14 protein-coding genes are annotated in these 17,352 nt (G+C 49.8%); 7 read left to right on the top strand and 7 right to left on the bottom strand.

Annotated elements, in window-relative coordinates; all coding sequences use genetic code 11:
* Positions 1–109: 109 nt before the first annotated feature.
* Together pckA and ABGI61_RS13420 are read left to right on the top strand one after the other, a co-directional pair.
* Positions 110–1,711 carry a phosphoenolpyruvate carboxykinase (ATP) gene (gene pckA / locus ABGI61_RS13425; protein WP_347601902.1) on the top strand — a complete coding sequence of 534 codons (1,602 nt, stop codon included), beginning with the start codon at positions 110–112 and terminating at the stop codon, positions 1,709–1,711.
* Positions 1,712–1,921: 210 nt separating this feature from the next.
* Positions 1,922–3,541 carry a methyl-accepting chemotaxis protein gene (locus ABGI61_RS13420; RefSeq protein WP_347601901.1) on the top strand — a complete coding sequence of 540 codons (1,620 nt, stop codon included), beginning with the start codon at positions 1,922–1,924 and terminating at the stop codon, positions 3,539–3,541.
* 60 nt (positions 3,542–3,601) lie between these two features.
* Here the strand turns inward: ABGI61_RS13420 and ABGI61_RS13415 are convergent, their stop codons facing one another.
* The 4 genes from ABGI61_RS13415 to ABGI61_RS13400 all read right to left on the bottom strand — a co-directional run bounded on the left by ABGI61_RS13415 (position 3,602) and on the right by ABGI61_RS13400 (position 7,883).
* A complete protein-coding gene (locus ABGI61_RS13415) occupies positions 3,602–4,624 on the bottom strand; it encodes a CNNM domain-containing protein (protein ID WP_347601899.1) in 1,023 nt (340 codons plus the stop codon).
* Positions 4,625–4,722: 98 nt separating this feature from the next.
* The gene (locus ABGI61_RS13410) at positions 4,723–6,555 is read right to left on the bottom strand and encodes a choice-of-anchor I family protein (protein WP_347601897.1); all 1,833 of its coding nucleotides are present in this window, start codon (positions 6,553–6,555) and stop codon (positions 4,723–4,725) included.
* Positions 6,556–6,639: 84 nt separating this feature from the next.
* Positions 6,640–6,885 (bottom strand): YheU family protein, encoded by a 246-nt coding sequence (locus tag ABGI61_RS13405; protein WP_347601895.1) that lies wholly within the window; start codon positions 6,883–6,885, stop codon positions 6,640–6,642.
* Positions 6,882–7,883 carry a hydrolase gene (locus tag ABGI61_RS13400; RefSeq protein WP_347601893.1) on the bottom strand — a complete coding sequence of 334 codons (1,002 nt, stop codon included), beginning with the start codon at positions 7,881–7,883 and terminating at the stop codon, positions 6,882–6,884. The genes ABGI61_RS13405 and ABGI61_RS13400 overlap by 4 nt, the downstream gene beginning before the upstream one ends.
* 52 nt (positions 7,884–7,935) lie before the next feature.
* Here ABGI61_RS13400 and ABGI61_RS13395 point away from each other — a divergent pair, with 52 nt between their 5' ends.
* The 4 genes from ABGI61_RS13395 to ABGI61_RS13380 all read left to right on the top strand — a co-directional run bounded on the left by ABGI61_RS13395 (position 7,936) and on the right by ABGI61_RS13380 (position 14,206).
* Positions 7,936–8,427, top strand: coding sequence for a hypothetical protein (locus ABGI61_RS13395; RefSeq protein WP_347601891.1), 492 nt, complete (start codon positions 7,936–7,938; stop codon positions 8,425–8,427).
* Positions 8,428–8,643: 216 nt separating this feature from the next.
* Positions 8,644–10,185 (top strand): GMC family oxidoreductase N-terminal domain-containing protein, encoded by a 1,542-nt coding sequence (locus ABGI61_RS13390; RefSeq protein ID WP_347601889.1) that lies wholly within the window; start codon positions 8,644–8,646, stop codon positions 10,183–10,185.
* A 119-nt stretch (positions 10,186–10,304) separates the two neighbouring features.
* On the top strand, positions 10,305–12,794 hold the full coding sequence (locus ABGI61_RS13385; RefSeq protein ID WP_347601887.1) for a B12-binding domain-containing radical SAM protein: 2,490 nt from the start codon (positions 10,305–10,307) through the stop codon (positions 12,792–12,794).
* A 29-nt stretch (positions 12,795–12,823) separates the two neighbouring features.
* A complete protein-coding gene (locus ABGI61_RS13380; protein ID WP_347601884.1) occupies positions 12,824–14,206 on the top strand; it encodes a diguanylate cyclase domain-containing protein in 1,383 nt (460 codons plus the stop codon).
* A gap of 23 nt (positions 14,207–14,229) precedes the next feature.
* Here the strand turns inward: ABGI61_RS13380 and ABGI61_RS13375 are convergent, their stop codons facing one another.
* On the bottom strand, positions 14,230–15,012 hold the full coding sequence (locus ABGI61_RS13375) for a CLCA_X family protein (RefSeq protein WP_347601882.1): 783 nt from the start codon (positions 15,010–15,012) through the stop codon (positions 14,230–14,232).
* Positions 15,013–15,028: 16 nt separating this feature from the next.
* Positions 15,029–16,654: an NAD(P)/FAD-dependent oxidoreductase gene (locus tag ABGI61_RS13370; protein WP_347601880.1), complete on the bottom strand. Its 1,626-nt coding sequence runs from the start codon at positions 16,652–16,654 to the stop codon at positions 15,029–15,031.
* A 154-nt stretch (positions 16,655–16,808) separates the two neighbouring features.
* Here ABGI61_RS13370 and fdxA point away from each other — a divergent pair, with 154 nt between their 5' ends.
* On the top strand, positions 16,809–17,135 hold the full coding sequence (gene fdxA / locus ABGI61_RS13365; protein WP_347601878.1) for a ferredoxin FdxA: 327 nt from the start codon (positions 16,809–16,811) through the stop codon (positions 17,133–17,135).
* Between the two features lie 54 nt (positions 17,136–17,189).
* Here fdxA and ABGI61_RS13360 read toward each other — a convergent pair whose 3' ends face one another.
* On the bottom strand, positions 17,190–17,336 hold the full coding sequence (locus ABGI61_RS13360) for a DUF3149 domain-containing protein (RefSeq protein WP_008223169.1): 147 nt from the start codon (positions 17,334–17,336) through the stop codon (positions 17,190–17,192).
* Positions 17,337–17,352: the final 16 nt, after the last annotated feature.

Genomic DNA, 17,352 nt, shown 5'->3' with positions numbered 1-17,352 from the left:
ATGCCGCCGGGTTTTTGCACAGAAAAACGTCGAGTTGTGATAAAAGCACCAGAAAAATAAGTCCGTCAGAGACTGCACCCTTACCTACAGTACCCTTAGGAGTTACAACATGTCCGATCTGGATCTGCGCCAATACGGCATAACAGATGTCACGGAAATTATTTATAACCCTTCGTATGATCAACTGTTTGCGGAAGAAACCCGCACTGATTTACAAGGTTATGAACAAGGCAAACTGACCAAACTGGGCGCGGTTTCAGTCGATACTGGTATTTTTACCGGCCGCTCGCCAAAAGATAAATACATCGTGCGCGATGACACCACCCGTGACACCGTTTGGTGGTCTGATCAGGGTAAAAACGACAACAAGGCTATTACACCCGAAGTGTGGGCAGACTTAAAAGCATTAGTAACTAAGCAGCTGTCTGGTAAGCGTTTATTTGTGGTAGATACCTTTTGTGGTGCTAATGCGGACACCCGTCTGGCGGTACGTTTTATCACTGAGGTGGCCTGGCAGGCGCATTTCGTTAAGAACATGTTTATCCGCCCTACGGATGAAGAGCTGAAAACTTACCAGCCAGATTTCATCGTAATGAACGGCGCCAAGTGTACTAACCCGGATTGGCAGCGTCATGGCCTGAATTCTGAAAACTTTGTTGCCTTTAACCTGACCGAGCGTATCCAACTGATTGGCGGCACCTGGTACGGTGGTGAGATGAAAAAAGGTATGTTCTCAATGATGAACTACTTTTTACCACTTAAAGGCATAGCGTCAATGCACTGTTCGGCTAATGTCGGCAAAGATGGTGACGTGGCAGTGTTCTTTGGTTTGTCGGGCACCGGCAAAACCACATTATCAACTGACCCTAAGCGTCAGCTGATTGGTGATGACGAACACGGCTGGGATGATGATGGCGTATTTAATTTCGAAGGCGGTTGTTATGCGAAAACTATCAACCTGTCGAAAGAAAATGAGCCGGATATCTACAATGCTATCCGTCGTGACGCCTTATTAGAGAACGTCACTGTACTGGGCGATGGCGAAATCGACTTTAACGACGGTTCAAAAACCGAAAACACCCGTGTGTCTTACCCAATTTATCATATTGATAATATCGTTACGCCTGTGTCTAAAGCCGGCCATGCGAAAAAGGTTATCTTTTTAACGGCTGATGCCTTTGGTGTGTTACCGCCAGTATCTAAGCTAACCAAAGAACAGGCTAAGTACCACTTCCTGTCTGGCTTTACCGCTAAGCTGGCCGGCACTGAGCGCGGTATTACTGAGCCTACGCCAACCTTCTCCAGCTGTTTTGGTGCCGCATTCTTAAGCCTGCACCCAACCAAATACGCTGAAGTGCTGGGCAAGCGGATGGAAGCGTCTGGCGCAGAGGCGTATTTAGTGAATACTGGCTGGAACGGCACCGGCAAGCGTATTTCAATTAAAGCCACCCGCGCTATTATTGATGCCATTTTAGATGGCAGCATTGAAAATGCCGAGTTTGTGCAGCTGCCTTACTTTAACCTGGCGATGCCGACAGCCTTAGCTGGCGTGGAAGATAACGCTATTCTTGACCCACGTAACACCTATGCTAATACTGCGGACTGGGATGTGAAGGCGAAAGATTTAGCCAAACGGTTTGTTGATAACTTTGTGAAGTTTACCGACAACGCCGAAGGTAAAGCCTTAGTGGCTGCCGGCCCGCAGCTGTAAGCTGCACTCCTGTCTCAGAAAAAGCCGCAACTGCGGCTTTTTTTATTCCAGCGATGTCAAAGAGAATTTTGCCGCAGTACTGGTAAGCAGTTAACAATCTGACTAAAGTAAACCTCAGTGCAGCCGCTAAATATTGTTTAGTAAGTGTTTTCTGCCAGGCCATTGCTTTACACAAGCAAAACTTTGCCCAAGGCATAAATGAGGTGATGAATGTTACGCAGCATAAGTATTCAAAAACGATTATTGGCCGCTTTTGGCGCCCTGGCATTATTATTAACTATAACCGGTTTGTTTAGCTTGCAAAGCCTTTCTAAGGTGCGTGAACAAGCCGATTTTGTTGAAACCGCCGTGGTGCCCGGAGTTGCTGGTATTGGCTCGCTTGGCACTGTTATTAACCGCAATAGAGCCTTAACACTGCGCTTATTATTGTCGATTGATATTACCCAGGAAGGTGAAACGTTTGACACGATAAAAGCATTGCGGGAAGAGATCCTAAGCATAGAAAAGCCTTATGAAGACTCGATTTTTGATGCGCAAGAGCGGGTGATTTTTGGCCAGTATAAAGTGTCGCGGCAAAAATATTTTGATTTGCAACAGCAAGCAATGGATTTACTGCTAAAGGAAGAGCTGGGTGCAGCGCAGGACTTGCTTGACCAGATTAACCCTGTAGCTTCTGAAATTGCAGAGCAGCTAAAACAGTTATCAGACATAAACCACAAAGCTGCAGACGAAGCGCGTAAATCGTCTATTGCAACTTATGACAACGCAAAAATGGCCGTCATTATTCTTATCATCGTGTCAGTGGCTATTGCTGTACTGGTGTCGGTACTGATCTCGCGCAGTATCAGCCAGCCGCTAACACAGGCCGTAGAATCTGCCCGTTATATTGCGGAGGGCGATTTAACCCAACCGTTGACAGTCGACGGTAGCGACGAGTTAACCGATTTAGCCCAGGCATTAAAGCAGATGCAGCAAAAGCTGCGCGACGCTATCAGTCATATCGCCAGCTCTTCCAGTCAGTTAGCCTCTGCCGCTGAAGAATTAAATGTGGTAACAGATGAGTCAGCTAAAGCACTACAACTGCAAAACGATGAAGTGCAGCAGGCTGCAACGGCGATTACCGAGATGAGCTCAGCGGTAGATGAAGTGGCGGGTACGGCCCTTAAAACCTCCGAAGCTTCTTCGCAGTCGGCTAATCTGGCTAAAGACGGTACGCAAAAAGTGGTGCAAACCAGCAGCGTGATTGAAAAAATGAATGCTGATGTGCGCCAGAGCACCCAGGTGATTAATACGCTGGCTGACAAAGTATCGTCGATTAACCAGGTGCTAGAAGTTATTCGTAGTGTGGCTGACCAAACCAACCTGCTGGCACTAAACGCCGCTATTGAGGCGGCACGTGCCGGTGAGGCTGGCCGTGGTTTTGCCGTGGTAGCCGACGAAGTGCGTAGTCTGGCATATCGCACTCAAACCTCGACCGGCGAAATTGAGCAGATGATCCAGCAGGTACAAGCGTCAGCAAAAGAAGCTGTCAATGCGATGCAGCTGATTAGCGGCAATGCCGACAATGCGCAGAATGTGGCTAAGCTGGCGGCTGATGCGCTGGAGCTGATTTCAGAGAATATTATGGCCATCAGCGATCAAAACCACGTCATTGCTGGCGCAGCAGAAGAGCAGTCGAAAGTGGCGCGCGAGATTGACCGCAATATTGTCACCATCAGTGACCTGGCTGCGCAAACCGCTGCCGGCTCTAACCAGACCACAGCCAGCGCCGGTGAGCTAACCCGCCTAGCGGTACAGCTAAATGAGCTGGTGAGTAAGTTTAAAGTGTAAGTGCATTAGTGATTTACTAATAAAACAGGCCGCAACAGCGGCCTGTTTCTTATGTTGCGGTTAATCGTCAGACAGATTCTTTAATTTGTGCTCCCAACGGCGTTTGGCAAAACGGCGCATGTTAGGAATGTCATCAGTTTCATCCATAATCGGCTGGCCAATAATGGTTTCTATTACATCTTCCATGGTAACCAGCCCCAGCCAACTGCCGTATTCGTCGTACACTAAACACATATGCTGGCGCTCGTGCATTAGCTGGGTCATTAACTGCTCTGCGCTCATTTTGTCGGAAATGACTTTTACCGGCTTCATAATATCGGCCACGGTTTGCTGATCAGTAATATCGAGCATGTCATAACGAAAGGCGATACCCAACGGCGCTTCGTCTTTATCCAGCACCGGGTAGCGGGAAAACTGCCCCACTTTTACCCGCTCGGCAAAGGCATCCAGGCTTTCATCCGGGCTGGCAGTTTCACACACGGTGCGCGGCGTCATAATGTCGCGTACTTTAATATCGTGCAGGTCGAGAATATTTGCAATAACCCGCTGTTCGTCTTCATCCAGCTTGTTTAGCTCGCGGCCTAATACGGTTAGGGCTTTAATTTCCTGACGTAAATCATGCTCGTGCTGGCCGCCACCGAATAACTTCATTATTTGGTCAGATAACCAGATAAACGGCTTAAGCAGTGTGATCATGCTGTTCAGCACAAAAGGCAATATGGGTGCTAGTTGTGGCCAGTAACGCGCGCCTATGGTTTTCGGCATAATTTCCGACAACACCAGAATAAGGATGGTCATCACCGCCGAGGCGATCCCCAGATAACCATCGCCAAACACTATCGTTACCTGAGCGCCGACACCGGTTGCACCCACGGTATGCGCCACGGTATTTAATGTAAGAATGGCCGCCAGCGGCTGATCTATCTTGTCTTTTAGCACTTTAAGCTGTTCGTACAGTTTAGGCCGGGTAAGTTTTTGCTGGGCAATATAGCTTGGGGTAATCGACAGCAGGGCTGCTTCGAGGATAGAACAGATAAAGGATACTGCAATTGACAAAACGACAAAAGCGATTAAAAGGCTCATACAGGTTGGTTACAACACTCCGGTTTACTTGGACGGGAGCAGTATACTAACAGTGAGGTGAGAATGCGAGCCGGTTTGCTGCCGGCTCGCAGCGGGTTTTACTGCTCTGTGACCTGATATACGGTTACTGTACCGCTGACTTCGTTACCGATAATCAATAAGGCATTGCCATTCGGACTGTCACTTGCAGAGACAAATTTAATACTCTCCGGGCCCAAATCCCCTGCCAATGGCACTTCGGTACAGTCCATGCCTTCAGTAATATCACACGGCTCGGTCAGGTCGTCATCCAATTCAAAGCTGACGTCAAAGTCGCGGTTGATATAGTGACTGACAAAGCTGGCCTGAAACGGGTTGGTGACATCATAAACAAATAAGTCTCCGCTACGCTCCTGTGCAATAAAGGCATAGGTGCGGCCTTCAATGGTGCCGACCTCAATAGCTTCAGGCTCGCCGCCTTTATCATCCGAGCGGTTATCGCCTTTGTTCTCGGTATGGGCGCTGTTGAAGTTATTGCCCAAAATAGCGGCGGAAATACGGCCAAAATCATCACCGGAGTCGTACACCATGTTGACGTTTTGATCCCAGATTGAGAACGAGCGGGCGCCATAGGCGTAGAGTTTTTCTACAACGCCATCGTTATCCGGGTCAACCAGCGCGGCGGTCACTTTCAACCGGCCTAAGCCATCATCGCCACCGGTGGCGTCATATAAGGCTTGTAATTCTGTACTAAAGGTTTTATTCAGCTCGTCCGGGTCAATAATATCAGCTGCGCGGATATCCTCTGAGTAGGCATCCCAATCACGTAAGTCGCCTTCGTTCGCTGACACGATAAAGGTAGCGCCATTCCATTGATAAGAGGCGATTGAATCCGGCTGGTACAAGCCATAGACGTTTGGCAGTTTACGAAAAGAGGCGACTTCATCCTCATTGGTGTAATCAATCAGGTATTGGCCCCAGTCTTTTAACCCCAGCGCCTTTATTTCTATGCTCATGGCGTCCAGATCAATAATGCCAATCGCATTGGCTTCTTGCAGTGACACCCAGGCGGTTTTACTGTCTGCAGCTACGGTGATGTACTCGGGTTCTAAATCCTGCGCTACGGTGGTACCGGCCGGGCCGGCAAATTTTACCCCAGCAGTTTGCAGCAAGGTGCGGCGCTTAGCATCGGTATCGTAATCACTTGCTGAAAGCAAATCTGAGCTAAACACCATATCAGTGGTGAGATTTATCGTCTGTGCCAGGTCGGCCGGTACGCCATCGGTCAGGCTGATGACGGAAATACTGCCTTCCGGATCGGCGTTGTAGTTGGTATCCGGCTCGCCTTCATTGGCAACCAGCACCTTGGTGCCGTCTGGGGTAAAGATTAGCATATCGGGCAGGGCACCCACGGCCACAGCTTTAACAAAGCTGCCGGTGCCAGTGGCGCTGAGATTATAAAACAATACGGCGCCGTTATCGGTCTTCAGTGGTGCCGCTACGGCGATGGCTAACAAGTCGCCATAAATCGCGATTGAATTGGCTTCACCCAAGGATACGGTGACATCATTGCCCTGTGCATCTTTAACACTCACGCTATTAGCAAACGTAAAAGGGACTGAGCTTAAACTATCATCGGTAATGCCATTACCCACTGCTGCTATGGGTAGGTTAGCCAGCGCAATCACTTCAATGCGATTTTCAGCGGCGTTAATAGCAAAAGCCGAATGAGATGCTTTGTGAAATTGTACGATTTCAGCTGCCGACTTACCGTAAATACCGGTGGTAAAACGGCCAATCACCTCAATATTGAGCGCGCGCGGTAAGTCTTTACCCGGCTGACCGGTTTGTCCGGCCGGGCCGGTGGCACCCACTGCACCATCATCGCCATCTAACGAGCAGCCAGATAAGATAGACACTAAGCTAAGTGCCAGCAAAGAACGTTTTAACATGCTGAAGTTCCTGAGTTTATTATTAAATTAATAAACCAGTGTCAGCTGCTGTAATGACAATTTAATGTAAGCTTGGTGATGTTTTTATGACGCGCTGTGCTGTTCGTCCTGCTGCTGTAAAAACAGCTGCTTTGGCATCAAATTTACCGTTTCATGCAGTTCGGAATATACGATGACCACCTCGCCGTTTTTTAGCTGGCGTTTCACGGCGGCCACTTTTTCCAGCAGTGTTACTTCCTGTTCGCCGTAGTCGGTGCCTTCGCGCAGCACATAGTATTCAATCAGATTGTTTAGCGTGTCTTCAGCAAGGTCGGTATGGGGAATTATCATAGTGTTAACTGCTCAATAATAAACTGCGGAATACGCTGGTTTAACCAAAACTGCGGTTTAAGTACGCTGCCATAGACAAAACCGACATGGCCGCCGCCTTGGGTTAACTCATAGTGAATATGTGGGCTGAGGTCGTCGGCTTGTGGGATCACCTCGTCACTTAAAAATGGATCGTCTTTGGCATGGATAATCAGCGTTGGTATACGGATATGGCGCAAAAACGCTTTGCCGCTGGCTTTGTGGTAGTAATCCTGCGCATTCAAAAAGCCGTGAATTGGCGCGGTGTAATGCTGGTCAAACTGCTCTATGCTGTTAAAGCCCTGCACCTGCTCTGGCGTAAGCGGTAGCGGAAAATCCTGAAATTGCGCAAGTTTTGCCAGCGTGCTGCGTTTTAGCCGGCCCAGCAAATAGCGCTGATACAGCTTACTGGCACCACTGTTAATGCGTTTGGCGCAGGCGGCCAGCGACAGTGGCGGGCATACCGCCACGGCAGCGCTAAGCGGATTAGCTGTTTCCTGCTCACCACAGTATTTTAGCAACACATTGCCGCCCAGCGAGTAACCGACCGCCACTAATGGTCGCGCCGGGTAACGCCGTTGTACTTCGCTAATCACCAAAGCGGCATCCGTAGTGTCACCGCTATGATAAGCGCGGGGCAGCTTATTAGGCTTGCCGTTACAGCCGCGAAAATGCATCAGCACTGCCGGCCAGTTAAGCTGGTGACACTGGGCCAGCATGGCCTGTATGTAGTGGCTGTTAATATCGCCGGCTAAACCATGCAGTAAAATCAGCAAAGGCGCCTTATCGTCAGTGGCTGTCTGCTTAAGCCAATTTAGCTGAATTTCGTCGCCATCGGGCAAACTGAACAGTTCGGCCTCTGTGGTCAGGCGCTGTTTCGGGCTTAAATATTTGGCAAAAATGGTCTGCAAATGGGCGTGTTTAAGCCACCAGGCAGGCTGAAAAGGTGCGGGCTTTACTGGTCTGATCTGAGCTTGCAAATTAGCGTGTCCTGATAAACAATGAGTTAACTTTTACTCAAGGTACTACGTTATGGATCGGCGGCAGTTTATCTTCTCTGGCATTGCCCTGGCTGCTAGCGCCTCGTTGGGCATTGGCCTGTGGCAGCATAGCCTGCAGCCAGACACGGACAACCGCCAGTGGGTACTCGCTGCATTGTTACCTACGCTATTGTACGGGGTTTTACCCCAAGATCCGACCCTGGCACAGCAACAAATTGCCCGCACCCAGCAAGCGGTATCCGATTTTATGCCGTACCTGCCACTGCGTCAGCAGCAGGAGCTGCACCAGTTGTTTAATTTATTGGCCAATCGGCTTAGCCAACTGGGCTTAACTGGCCAGATCAGTAACTTACCCGAGCTGAGCGTTATGCAACGTCTGGCGTTGTTACAACAGTGGCGTGACAGCTACCTAAACTTATTGCAGCAAGCCTATCATGGCCTGCGCGAGCTGCTATATGGTGCTTATTACGGCCAAAGCGAGCACTGGCAAGCGCTGGCTTATACTGCGCCAAGGTTTAGATAGGCTTGTCAGAGGCGCCGACAAGTTGTGACAAGGTGTTCTTACGTAGCAGCGGCAGGGATGCCGCGCAGGCTGAGACAGCACAGGGACGTGCTGTTGAAGGCGGCGAAGTGAGAATTTCCTTGTCGCAACTACAACAACGGCACTCTGAATACACGTCGTGCGGACACTTTGTACCGTCGCTTCAGCCCTTTTTCAGCAGATTAATGAGATAGACAGATGTCAGTCAACCACTTAGATGCCAGCCAATTTACGCAAGATCAGCAATTTGATACTGACATCGTTATTATTGGCTCCGGTGCCGGTGGCGGTATCGCGGCTGAGCAGTTGGCGCAGGCGGGCTTTAAGGTGTTGCTGTTAGAAGAGGGAGCCTATTACACCCGTGACGATTTTGTTATGGAGGAGCGCTGGGCCTACCCGAATTTATATCAGGAAGGTGCTGCGCGCAAAACCCGCGATCAGGCTATCGGTATTTTACAGGGCCGCACAGTGGGGGGCTCCACCACAGTCAACTGGACTACCTCTATCCGCACCCCACAGCCAACGCTTAACTACTGGCAAAGCGAATTTGGCCTCAATTTTACTGGCGATAACAACTTAACACCTTATTTTGCTAAGGCCGAGCAGCGGCTGAATATCCATCAGTGGCCGATACCGCCCAATGCCAATAACGCCAAACTGCAGCAAGGCTGTGAAAAACTGGGCTGGCAGTACACTGTGATTAACCGCAACGTTAATGGCTGCGCCAATCTGGGCTATTGTGGCATGGGCTGCCCGATTAATGCCAAGCAGTCGATGCTGGTCAGTACTATTCCCTCTGCGCTGGCCCTGGGGGCTACGCTGCTCTCACGTATTTCGGTGCGTCAACTACACTGGCAGGGTGAGCGTATCACCAGCCTGACGGCTATGGCGGTCGATCAGTATTTTCAGCCACGTACCGACATTAAAATCAGCATCCGGGCTAAACATTATATCGTCGCTGCCGGCGCTATTGGCTCGCCGGCGCTGCTGCTACGCTCGAAGGTACCTAATCCGTCTGGCCGGCTGGGCAAACATACCTATTTGCACCCGACGGTGATCTCCGGCGCGGTGTTTGACGAGGCAATTTATGGCCATAGCGGTGCGCCACAGTCGATCTATTCTGATCAGTTTGTCTGGCCGGATAACAGCGAACAGGCAGGATTTAAACTGGAAGTGCCACCACTGCACCCGGTTCTTATGGCCACCAAGCTGATTGGTCATGGCGAGGCGCATGCTGCCTTAATGCAGCAATTTAATCAGCTGCAAGTGACCATAGCGCTGTTGCGCGATGGCTTTCACCCGCAAAGCCAGGGCGGCACCGTGCAGTTAGACGATGCGCAGCAGCCAGTGCTGGATTACCCGATTAGCGATTATTTATGGCAGGGCATGCGACAGGCGCTGCTGGCCATGGCTGAGCTACAATTTGCCGCTGGCGCTAAGCAGGTATTACCAATCCACCACGATGCCAAACTCTATCGCAGTTGGGCAGAGGCCAAAACGGCAATACAGAGCTTACCGATGCAAAAGCTTAAGCAAACCGTAGTATCGGCCCATGTGATGGGGGGCTGTAATATGAGTACAGATCCCACCAGGGGCGTGGTCAATCAAAACGGCCGCCACCATCAGCTACAAAACCTGTCGGTATTCGATGGCTCAATATTACCCACTAGCTTAGGCGCCAATCCGCAGCTGACTATCTACGCGCTGGTATGGCGTAATTGTGAACACCTTACTGTTTAAAAACCGCACTGGTATTTTGCTCCCCGCATAGGTGTCGTGCTAGATTGTTGCCAATAAATAAGGCGTATGCCAGAGCAGCGAAAAGTTGGAGCAAGTCGGTGGTATTGAACAAGGATTACATGCTATTACAGCGCAAAGGCAAAATGATATTGACGCTAATTTCAGGTGTCAGAAGGCCTTTCGCCGTCACAGAACTCGATTTATTGTTGCTGTCATTTTATTGGCATAGTAGTAATGAGCAGGAAATTACCTCTGCGTTTTTAAATCATGCTTGGGTGAAAGCCTTACTGCCAAATGTCACAGCGTCTCAGGTTGAGATAAGGCTGCAGCAGCTCAATCAGGCCGATGTACTGGTGACGACACCCAAAACAGAGCAGAGTTTGAATGCGCGCGTTTTGTCAGAGTGCTCCATGGCTGGTGAGCAACTACCTGCCGAGCTTTGTGTAAGTGCTCATGCCGCTGTGTTATTGGGTGATGAGGGCTTTTTAACCTGGTCAGCAAAACATCAGTGTCATTATCACCTTACTGTTGAGGCTGTTATCGCACTAATGAGCTTTGGCGAAGGCGCTTCGCTTGCGCAGGTGATGGAAGATAAAGCAGTATTTTTCTCTTCGCAAAGTGAGCTAGCCTTGCTCGCACAGCAGCTTTTTGCGGCAGGCATATTGGTGAGTAAAAAAACACTTTCGTCGGCCGCCGAAGAGGAACTTCCCCAATTTAGCAGCGAGACTCCGGGAGCTGATATTTCAGCGAAATCCTGGCAGCAGCTCATGCCAGACCAGCGTATACCGGTTTATTTTGTGCCGCACATGGAAAATCACTTTCCGTTGGCGTTAGGTGTGCTTTTTAGTGCGTTAAAACATTATGAGGATGGCGCATTACTGCAGCACTTTCAGCTGATCCCATTAAATTTCCTGGAGCCTGCGGATTTGTTGAATGGCCCATATCGGAAGTTTGGCCCGGGCGTATGGTTATTCTCAAATTATATGTGGTCACTGGAGCTCAATATTGAGATCAGTGATGCTATAAAAAAACATGATAAGCGTAATCTTACGATACATGGCGGCCCCAGCACACCTGACTATGCTCAGGCCTGTGAAGACTTTATGCAGCAGCATCAATCAGTAGATATTGCTGCGCATGGTGAAGGTGAAGTCACCATTACAGAAATTTTTGCTAATTTATCGCGCGATGAGCGTGGTGATATTGGGTTCGATAGTTACCGAATGTCAGCAGTGGCAGGTATTACTTTTCGAGATGATTTAGCAGAGAAACTTATCCGAACACCTTCGCGGCCTCGGATGAAGGAGCCTGATTCCGTGCCTTCACCTTATTTGTCTGGCTATTTTGACGGTTACGGCGGCAGGGTTGAGGCTGCGATAATAGAAACAAACCGCGGTTGCCCTTACGGTTGCACTTTTTGTGATTGGGGATCAGCAACTAATCAGAAGATTCGTGTCTTTGACCTTGAGCGGGTAAAAGCGGAGATTGACTGGATAGGCCGGAATAACGTGCGGGTTATGTGGATAGCTGATGCGAACTATGGTTTATATGACAGAGATATAGACATTTCGCGTTTTATTGTAGAGACAAAGCAGCGTTATGGGTTCCCACAAGAGGTTGTGGTTAACTACACGAAAAACTCAACCTGGAGACTGGTTGAAATTATTAAGGTGTTCACTGAAGGTGGCATTATCAGTCAAGGCATAATTTCAATTCAAACAACTGATGAGAAAACACTTGAGGTGATCAACCGGAAGAATATCCGCACTGAGCGCTATGACGAACTGGCTAAGATATTTTCTGACTTAAAATTACCATTATCTACCGACCTCATGTTAGGTTTGCCGGGTATTACAGTTGAGGCCTTTAATAAAGATTTACAGCGTTACATTGATATGGATGTATCGGTAAAGGCTTACCCAACGCAATTGTTACCAAATAGCCCGATGGCTGATCCGGACTATATTGCGAAGTACAAGATTAAGGTAGATGAAAATAACTATCTGATCTCATCCTTTAGTTACACCGAGCAGGATTTGCGGTGGATGAAGCAAATGTATCAGATTTATACCATGGCGGATGGTTACTCATTGCTGAGGTACGTAATTCGTTATTTGCAATGGCAATATGGCATTCTGGCTATCGACTTTTTACAGGCGATGCTCAAGTTTGTAACTCAAGAACCATCAGCATTTCCTGCCATAACTTGGGCAGTACATTATTTTAATCATGATAAAAGTTTGCCCGGTGGTTGGAGTGCCTTTTACCAACAGGTTAGCGCCTTTATTACACAGCAATATGGTATCGAGCAAGACAGTGCAATGAGTGTTGTGCTGCAAGTGAGTCAATATTCTATGCCTGACGATAGTCTGACTTATCCTCTTTCTATTGAACTGCAACACGATTTTGTCAGCTATTTTTCTGCTGACGATAAGAAGAGTAAGCCTTTGACTGAATACGGGCCAGCACAATTTGTCGTCTCAGATCCAAATAAAATGGTTAGTATTGATATGAACTACCTGCAGTATGATTCGCATCAGTATTTTTGGGAGCTACACTCTGTAATAGCACGGCCAAAGTCTGTTTCTGAATTTGCTGAAACAGCTTAGCATTATTTTAAGCTGACGGGGCAGCTTCGATGACGGCACCAAGCTATCAGTTGCTGAGTAACTATATCGATCTGCTGCTGGACGCGATTTGCGTGGTGGATAAATTCGGCCGTTTTGAATTTGTCAGCAGCGGTGCCGAGCGTATTTTTGGTTATACGCCAGAGGAAATGCTAGGCCGGCCGATGATAGAGCTGGTACACCCGGATGACAGAGAGCGCACGCTTAAAGCGGCAGCAGAGATTAACGCTGGCGTAGTAAAAATTGACTTTGAAAACCGCTATATCCGCAAAGATGGCCAGGTAGTGCATTTACTGTGGTCGGCGCGTTGGTCTGCCAGTGATAAGCGCCGGGTGGCGGTAGCGCGTGATATTACCCGCAGTAAAACGATTGAAGCGCGCCAGAAGGCACTGTATGCCATTTCTGAAGCCGCTTTTGCCTGTGATGATTTAACTGCCCTGTACCAGAGCATTCAGCAGATTATTGCCGAGCTGGTGCCGATGCAGCGCTTTGCTATTTTGTTGGCGGCAAAAGACAGTGCCCAACTGGAGTTTGTGCACGATGCCCGCTTAAGCGCTGTGTCAGAGGAAGATGACAGCAATAATCTGATGCTGCTGTGTCATCAGGTGATGCAGCGCTGTGAAACCATAAACCTGCAGCAGCAAGAACCACAAGACTTGCCGGCGGTACTGCGCCAGCAAATATCAGTATTGCCGGTAAACTGGCTGGGGTTGCCGCTAAAATCGCAAACTGCCGTAATTGGCGTGCTGATGGTGCACAATGCACCGATGGCGAAAGCTTACAGCCACAGTGAGATAGCACTGCTGGAATTTGTCTCGGTGCAGGTGGCGGTGGCGATAGAGCGCAAACAAATGCTGCAGCGCCTGCAGCGCAATGCGCTGTACGATCAGCTGACTGGTTTGCCTAACCGTGAACTGTTTGACGACAGAGTACGCTCGGCCATGGCCCGGGCGCAGCGCGAGCAGGGCCAATTCGCGCTGCTGTATCTTGACTTGGATAAGTTTAAGCAAGTAAACGATAATCACGGCCATCAGGTAGGTGATGAACTACTGCAGCACACCGCCAAGCGTATTGTCGCCAGTTTACGCCACAGTGATACCGTTGCTCGCTTTGGCGGTGACGAGTTTGTTATCTTACTGGAGCAGGTAGACAGTGCCGATAGCGCTATGACGCTGGCAGAAAAGGTACGTAGTGCACTGGAAACCCCGTTTGCGTTGGCCGGCCATCTGTTGCAGGTACTGCCCAGCATAGGTGTGGCGCTGTACCCCTGCCACAGCCAGGACATTAAAGCGCTGCTATTACTGGCCGACAATGCGATGTACCAGGCAAAAAGCAGTGGTGGCAACCGGGTGCAGCTTCATCAAGCTGTGGCGCCAAAACGCAGTAGAGCCTAAGTCGGTAAACTCTGTTTTAACAACTAACCGCGCTGTAATGCCTGCCCCAGCGTACTAAAATACCCCAGCCAAAGCTCACTTAGCCGGTCGCTTAATGCTGGCTCTGGGTATGCGCCCATTTTTGCCAGTGGGCTTTGCAAGGTACCGGCGACCAAAAAGCTGTTTTTCAGGCTCTGGCGCTGCAGCATATGCTCAAACGCCCTGGCGGCCATTTCCTCCGGCAAAGCCAGATACAGCTGGCTAAAGCGCTCGTCCAGCGCCCGGCAGCGGCGAAAATAGTCACTTTCACTCTGGCAGTCAGCACTAACAAACAAATATTGAAAGGCGTGCGCCAATTGCTGGTTGAGTGGGTGAGGCTGCAGCGCATAGTTATTTAGCCAGCAGCGCGAGGCAAACAGCCCGGCTTTGGGCACCGGCTGAAACATTTTCGCTGCGACATAATGATCAAACGCATGAAACCACTCATGTGCCAGGCTGCCGCCGCCGGCATTTTTCGCCAGCGCCAGAATGCGCCCCTGCGGCTGATAATGCGCGCACACACCAGGCCGGCCACCAATGCCGTAGGTCAGTGCCAGGCTGCCATTTAGTGAGATAACCTGTGCTGGCACCTGCAACAGCTGTTGTAAATCACACAGCGCATCAAAAAACAAATTGGCGGCGCGTTGTTGCTCGTCAGTAGTAACCCAGCGACCAATATGAATACTGTTAAAGCCAAAAATTTTCACCAGATCGGCAAAGCTGACATCGGCACCGGCCCGGTGTGGCGGGCCGTTACGATAGTATTGCCGTGCCGTTCTGTCGTTCATGCTCAGGTGCTGATACTTATACGGCTGCGCCTGCCTGCGTCTCTGCTAATATCGCCAGAGCAACCGCTTCGGCAACCTTAATACCGTCGATACCGGCCGATAAAATACCGCCGGCATAACCAGCACCCTCGCCGGCCGGGTACAAACCTCGGGTATTAATGCTTTGATAGTCGCTGCCGCGTTTAATATTAATAGGCGATGAGGTACGGGTCTCTACCCCGGTTAACAGACCGTCGGCTTTGGCAAAGCCTTTTATTTGCTTGTCGAACGCCGGTATCGCTTCACGAATGGCGGCGATGGCAAAATCTGGCAATGCCAGCGCTAAGTCGGTCAAGGTGATATTGGGGGTGTAGGATGGTTTTACCTCGCCCAGCTCAGTAGACGGCTTGCCTGCGAGAAAGTCGCCAATCAGCTGCGCCGGCGCATGGTAGTTCTCGCCGCCCAGTTTAAACGCAAGTTGCTCCAGTTTGCGCTGCAGGTCGATGCCGGCCAGTGGGTGACCAGGGTAGTCACGCTCGGGGTCAATGCCTACGACGATAGCGCTGTTAGCGTTACGTTCGTGGCGCGAATATTGGCTCATACCATTGGTGACCACGCCACCGTGTTCAGAGGCCGCCGCCACTACGGTTCCGCCCGGGCACATACAAAAGCTGTACACGCTTCTGCCGTTGCTGCAGTGATGCACCAGCTTGTAATCAGCCGCGCCTAAAATCGGGTTGCCGGCATTTGGACCGTAGCGGCACTCGTCAATCATCGATTGCTCATGCTCGATACGAAAGCCGATGGAGAACGGCTTGGCTTCAACATATACGCCTTTGTCATACAGCATTTGGAAGGTATCACGAGCACTGTGGCCCACTGCCAGCACCACATGCTTGCTGTGCAGTTGCTCGCCGCTGGACAGGGTTACGCCCGTAATCTGGCCGTTAGTAATATGTAAGTCATCCACCCGGCTGCTAAAGCGGATTTCACCACCCAAGGCAATAATGTTAGCGCGCATTTTTTCTACCATTGCCACCAGTTTAAAGGTGCCGATATGCGGTTTGCTGACATACATAATCTCGGCGGGCGCGCCGGCCTGAACAAACTCGCTCATAACTTTGCGGCCATAATGCTTAGGGTCTTTTACCTGGCTGTACAACTTACCATCTGAAAAGGTACCGGCGCCGCCTTCGCCATATTGCACGTTAGACTCTGGGTTAAGCGCTTTACCGCGCCAAAAACCAAAGGTGTCTTTGGTGCGCTCACGCACTTCTTTGCCGCGCTCGAGGATAATGGGCTTGAAGCCCATTTGCGCCAGCAGCAGGCCGGCAAATAAACCACAGGGGCCAAGGCCAATCACAATGGGCCGCTCCGTTAAGTTTGCTGGCGCTTGGGCGACAAACTTATAGCCGGTATCGGGCGCGGGTTTCACATGCGGATCTTTAGCAAAGCTTTTTAGCAGCTGTGCCTCGTTGTCTACCTCGATATCCAGGGTATAAATCAGCTGTATATCGGTTTTTTTGCGTGCGTCTATACCGCGTTTAAACACATTCACGCTGTGTAATTGCTCGGCTTTGATAGCTAACTTGGCCAGAATGGCCGCATTAATGGCGCTTTCTTCATGATTTAACGGCAGTTTTATTTCGGTAAGACGCAGCATAAAGGTTCCGTATCGGTGTCATTGCAGCATAACAACAGGCTAGCCACTCACAAGATGGTGCTATTTTACGCCAAGCAAGACGTATTGTCCGTGTTTGTTTTTGCATTGCTCTGCAGTATGATCACCAGCCTGAAACAACGGGAGCACAAGCGCCATGGCCTTTGTGGTATTAGATAACTGTATTAAATGTAAATACACCGATTGCGTAGCGGTATGTCCGGTCGATGCGTTTTTTGAAGGGCCCAACTTTCTGGCGATAAGCCCGAGCATTTGTATTGATTGCGGTTTATGTGAGCCAGAGTGTCCGGCCAATGCCATAGTGCAGGAAGACAAGGTGCCGCCTGAGCAGCAGGGTTTTATTGCGCTAAATGCCGAATTAGCGGAGCTTTGGCCCAATATCCGTGAGCTAAAACCAGCACCGGCAGATGCCGACGCCTGGAATGGCGTGCCCCACAAGCTGCAGTACCTGCAGCTTGATTAGGAATAAAAGGCAGCTGCAGTACCTGCAGCTTGATTAACACTGCGCCTGCGCAGGCTACTTAGTATCTGGCTGGTCGTGCTCTACTTTGTACATAAAGTAGATAGCATAAAAAATGCACAGACCAATCACGATTGCCAAACCGGTAAAAGAGATAAAAATTACCGGATCATTAATAAATTCTTGCCACAGGTTCATCATCATACCCTCTTGCTGTGTT

The sequence above is a fragment of the Rheinheimera fenheensis genome, assembly GCF_039871805.1.
GTDB classification, from domain to species: domain Bacteria; phylum Pseudomonadota; class Gammaproteobacteria; order Enterobacterales; family Alteromonadaceae; genus Alishewanella; species Alishewanella fenheensis.
The sequence above is the reverse complement of the archived record's forward strand: the minus strand, read 5'-3'. Positions and strand labels throughout refer to the sequence as shown.

Coding starts and splice junctions, on each gene's coding strand:
- ABGI61_RS13405 (WP_347601895.1), bottom strand. CDS start 6,885: ATGATAATTCCCCATACCGACCTTGCTGAAGACACGCTAAACAATCTG.
- ABGI61_RS13410 (WP_347601897.1), bottom strand. CDS start 6,555: ATGTTAAAACGTTCTTTGCTGGCACTTAGCTTAGTGTCTATCTTATCT.
- ABGI61_RS13385 (WP_347601887.1), top strand. CDS start 10,305: ATGCTATTACAGCGCAAAGGCAAAATGATATTGACGCTAATTTCAGGT.
- ABGI61_RS13370 (WP_347601880.1), bottom strand. CDS start 16,654: ATGCTGCGTCTTACCGAAATAAAACTGCCGTTAAATCATGAAGAAAGC.
- ABGI61_RS13380 (WP_347601884.1), top strand. CDS start 12,824: ATGACGGCACCAAGCTATCAGTTGCTGAGTAACTATATCGATCTGCTG.
- ABGI61_RS13415 (WP_347601899.1), bottom strand. CDS start 4,624: ATGAGCCTTTTAATCGCTTTTGTCGTTTTGTCAATTGCAGTATCCTTT.
- ABGI61_RS13395 (WP_347601891.1), top strand. CDS start 7,936: ATGGATCGGCGGCAGTTTATCTTCTCTGGCATTGCCCTGGCTGCTAGC.
- ABGI61_RS13390 (WP_347601889.1), top strand. CDS start 8,644: ATGTCAGTCAACCACTTAGATGCCAGCCAATTTACGCAAGATCAGCAA.
- ABGI61_RS13420 (WP_347601901.1), top strand. CDS start 1,922: ATGTTACGCAGCATAAGTATTCAAAAACGATTATTGGCCGCTTTTGGC.
- ABGI61_RS13360 (WP_008223169.1), bottom strand. CDS start 17,336: ATGATGATGAACCTGTGGCAAGAATTTATTAATGATCCGGTAATTTTT.
- pckA (WP_347601902.1), top strand. CDS start 110: ATGTCCGATCTGGATCTGCGCCAATACGGCATAACAGATGTCACGGAA.
- ABGI61_RS13375 (WP_347601882.1), bottom strand. CDS start 15,012: ATGAACGACAGAACGGCACGGCAATACTATCGTAACGGCCCGCCACAC.
- fdxA (WP_347601878.1), top strand. CDS start 16,809: ATGGCCTTTGTGGTATTAGATAACTGTATTAAATGTAAATACACCGAT.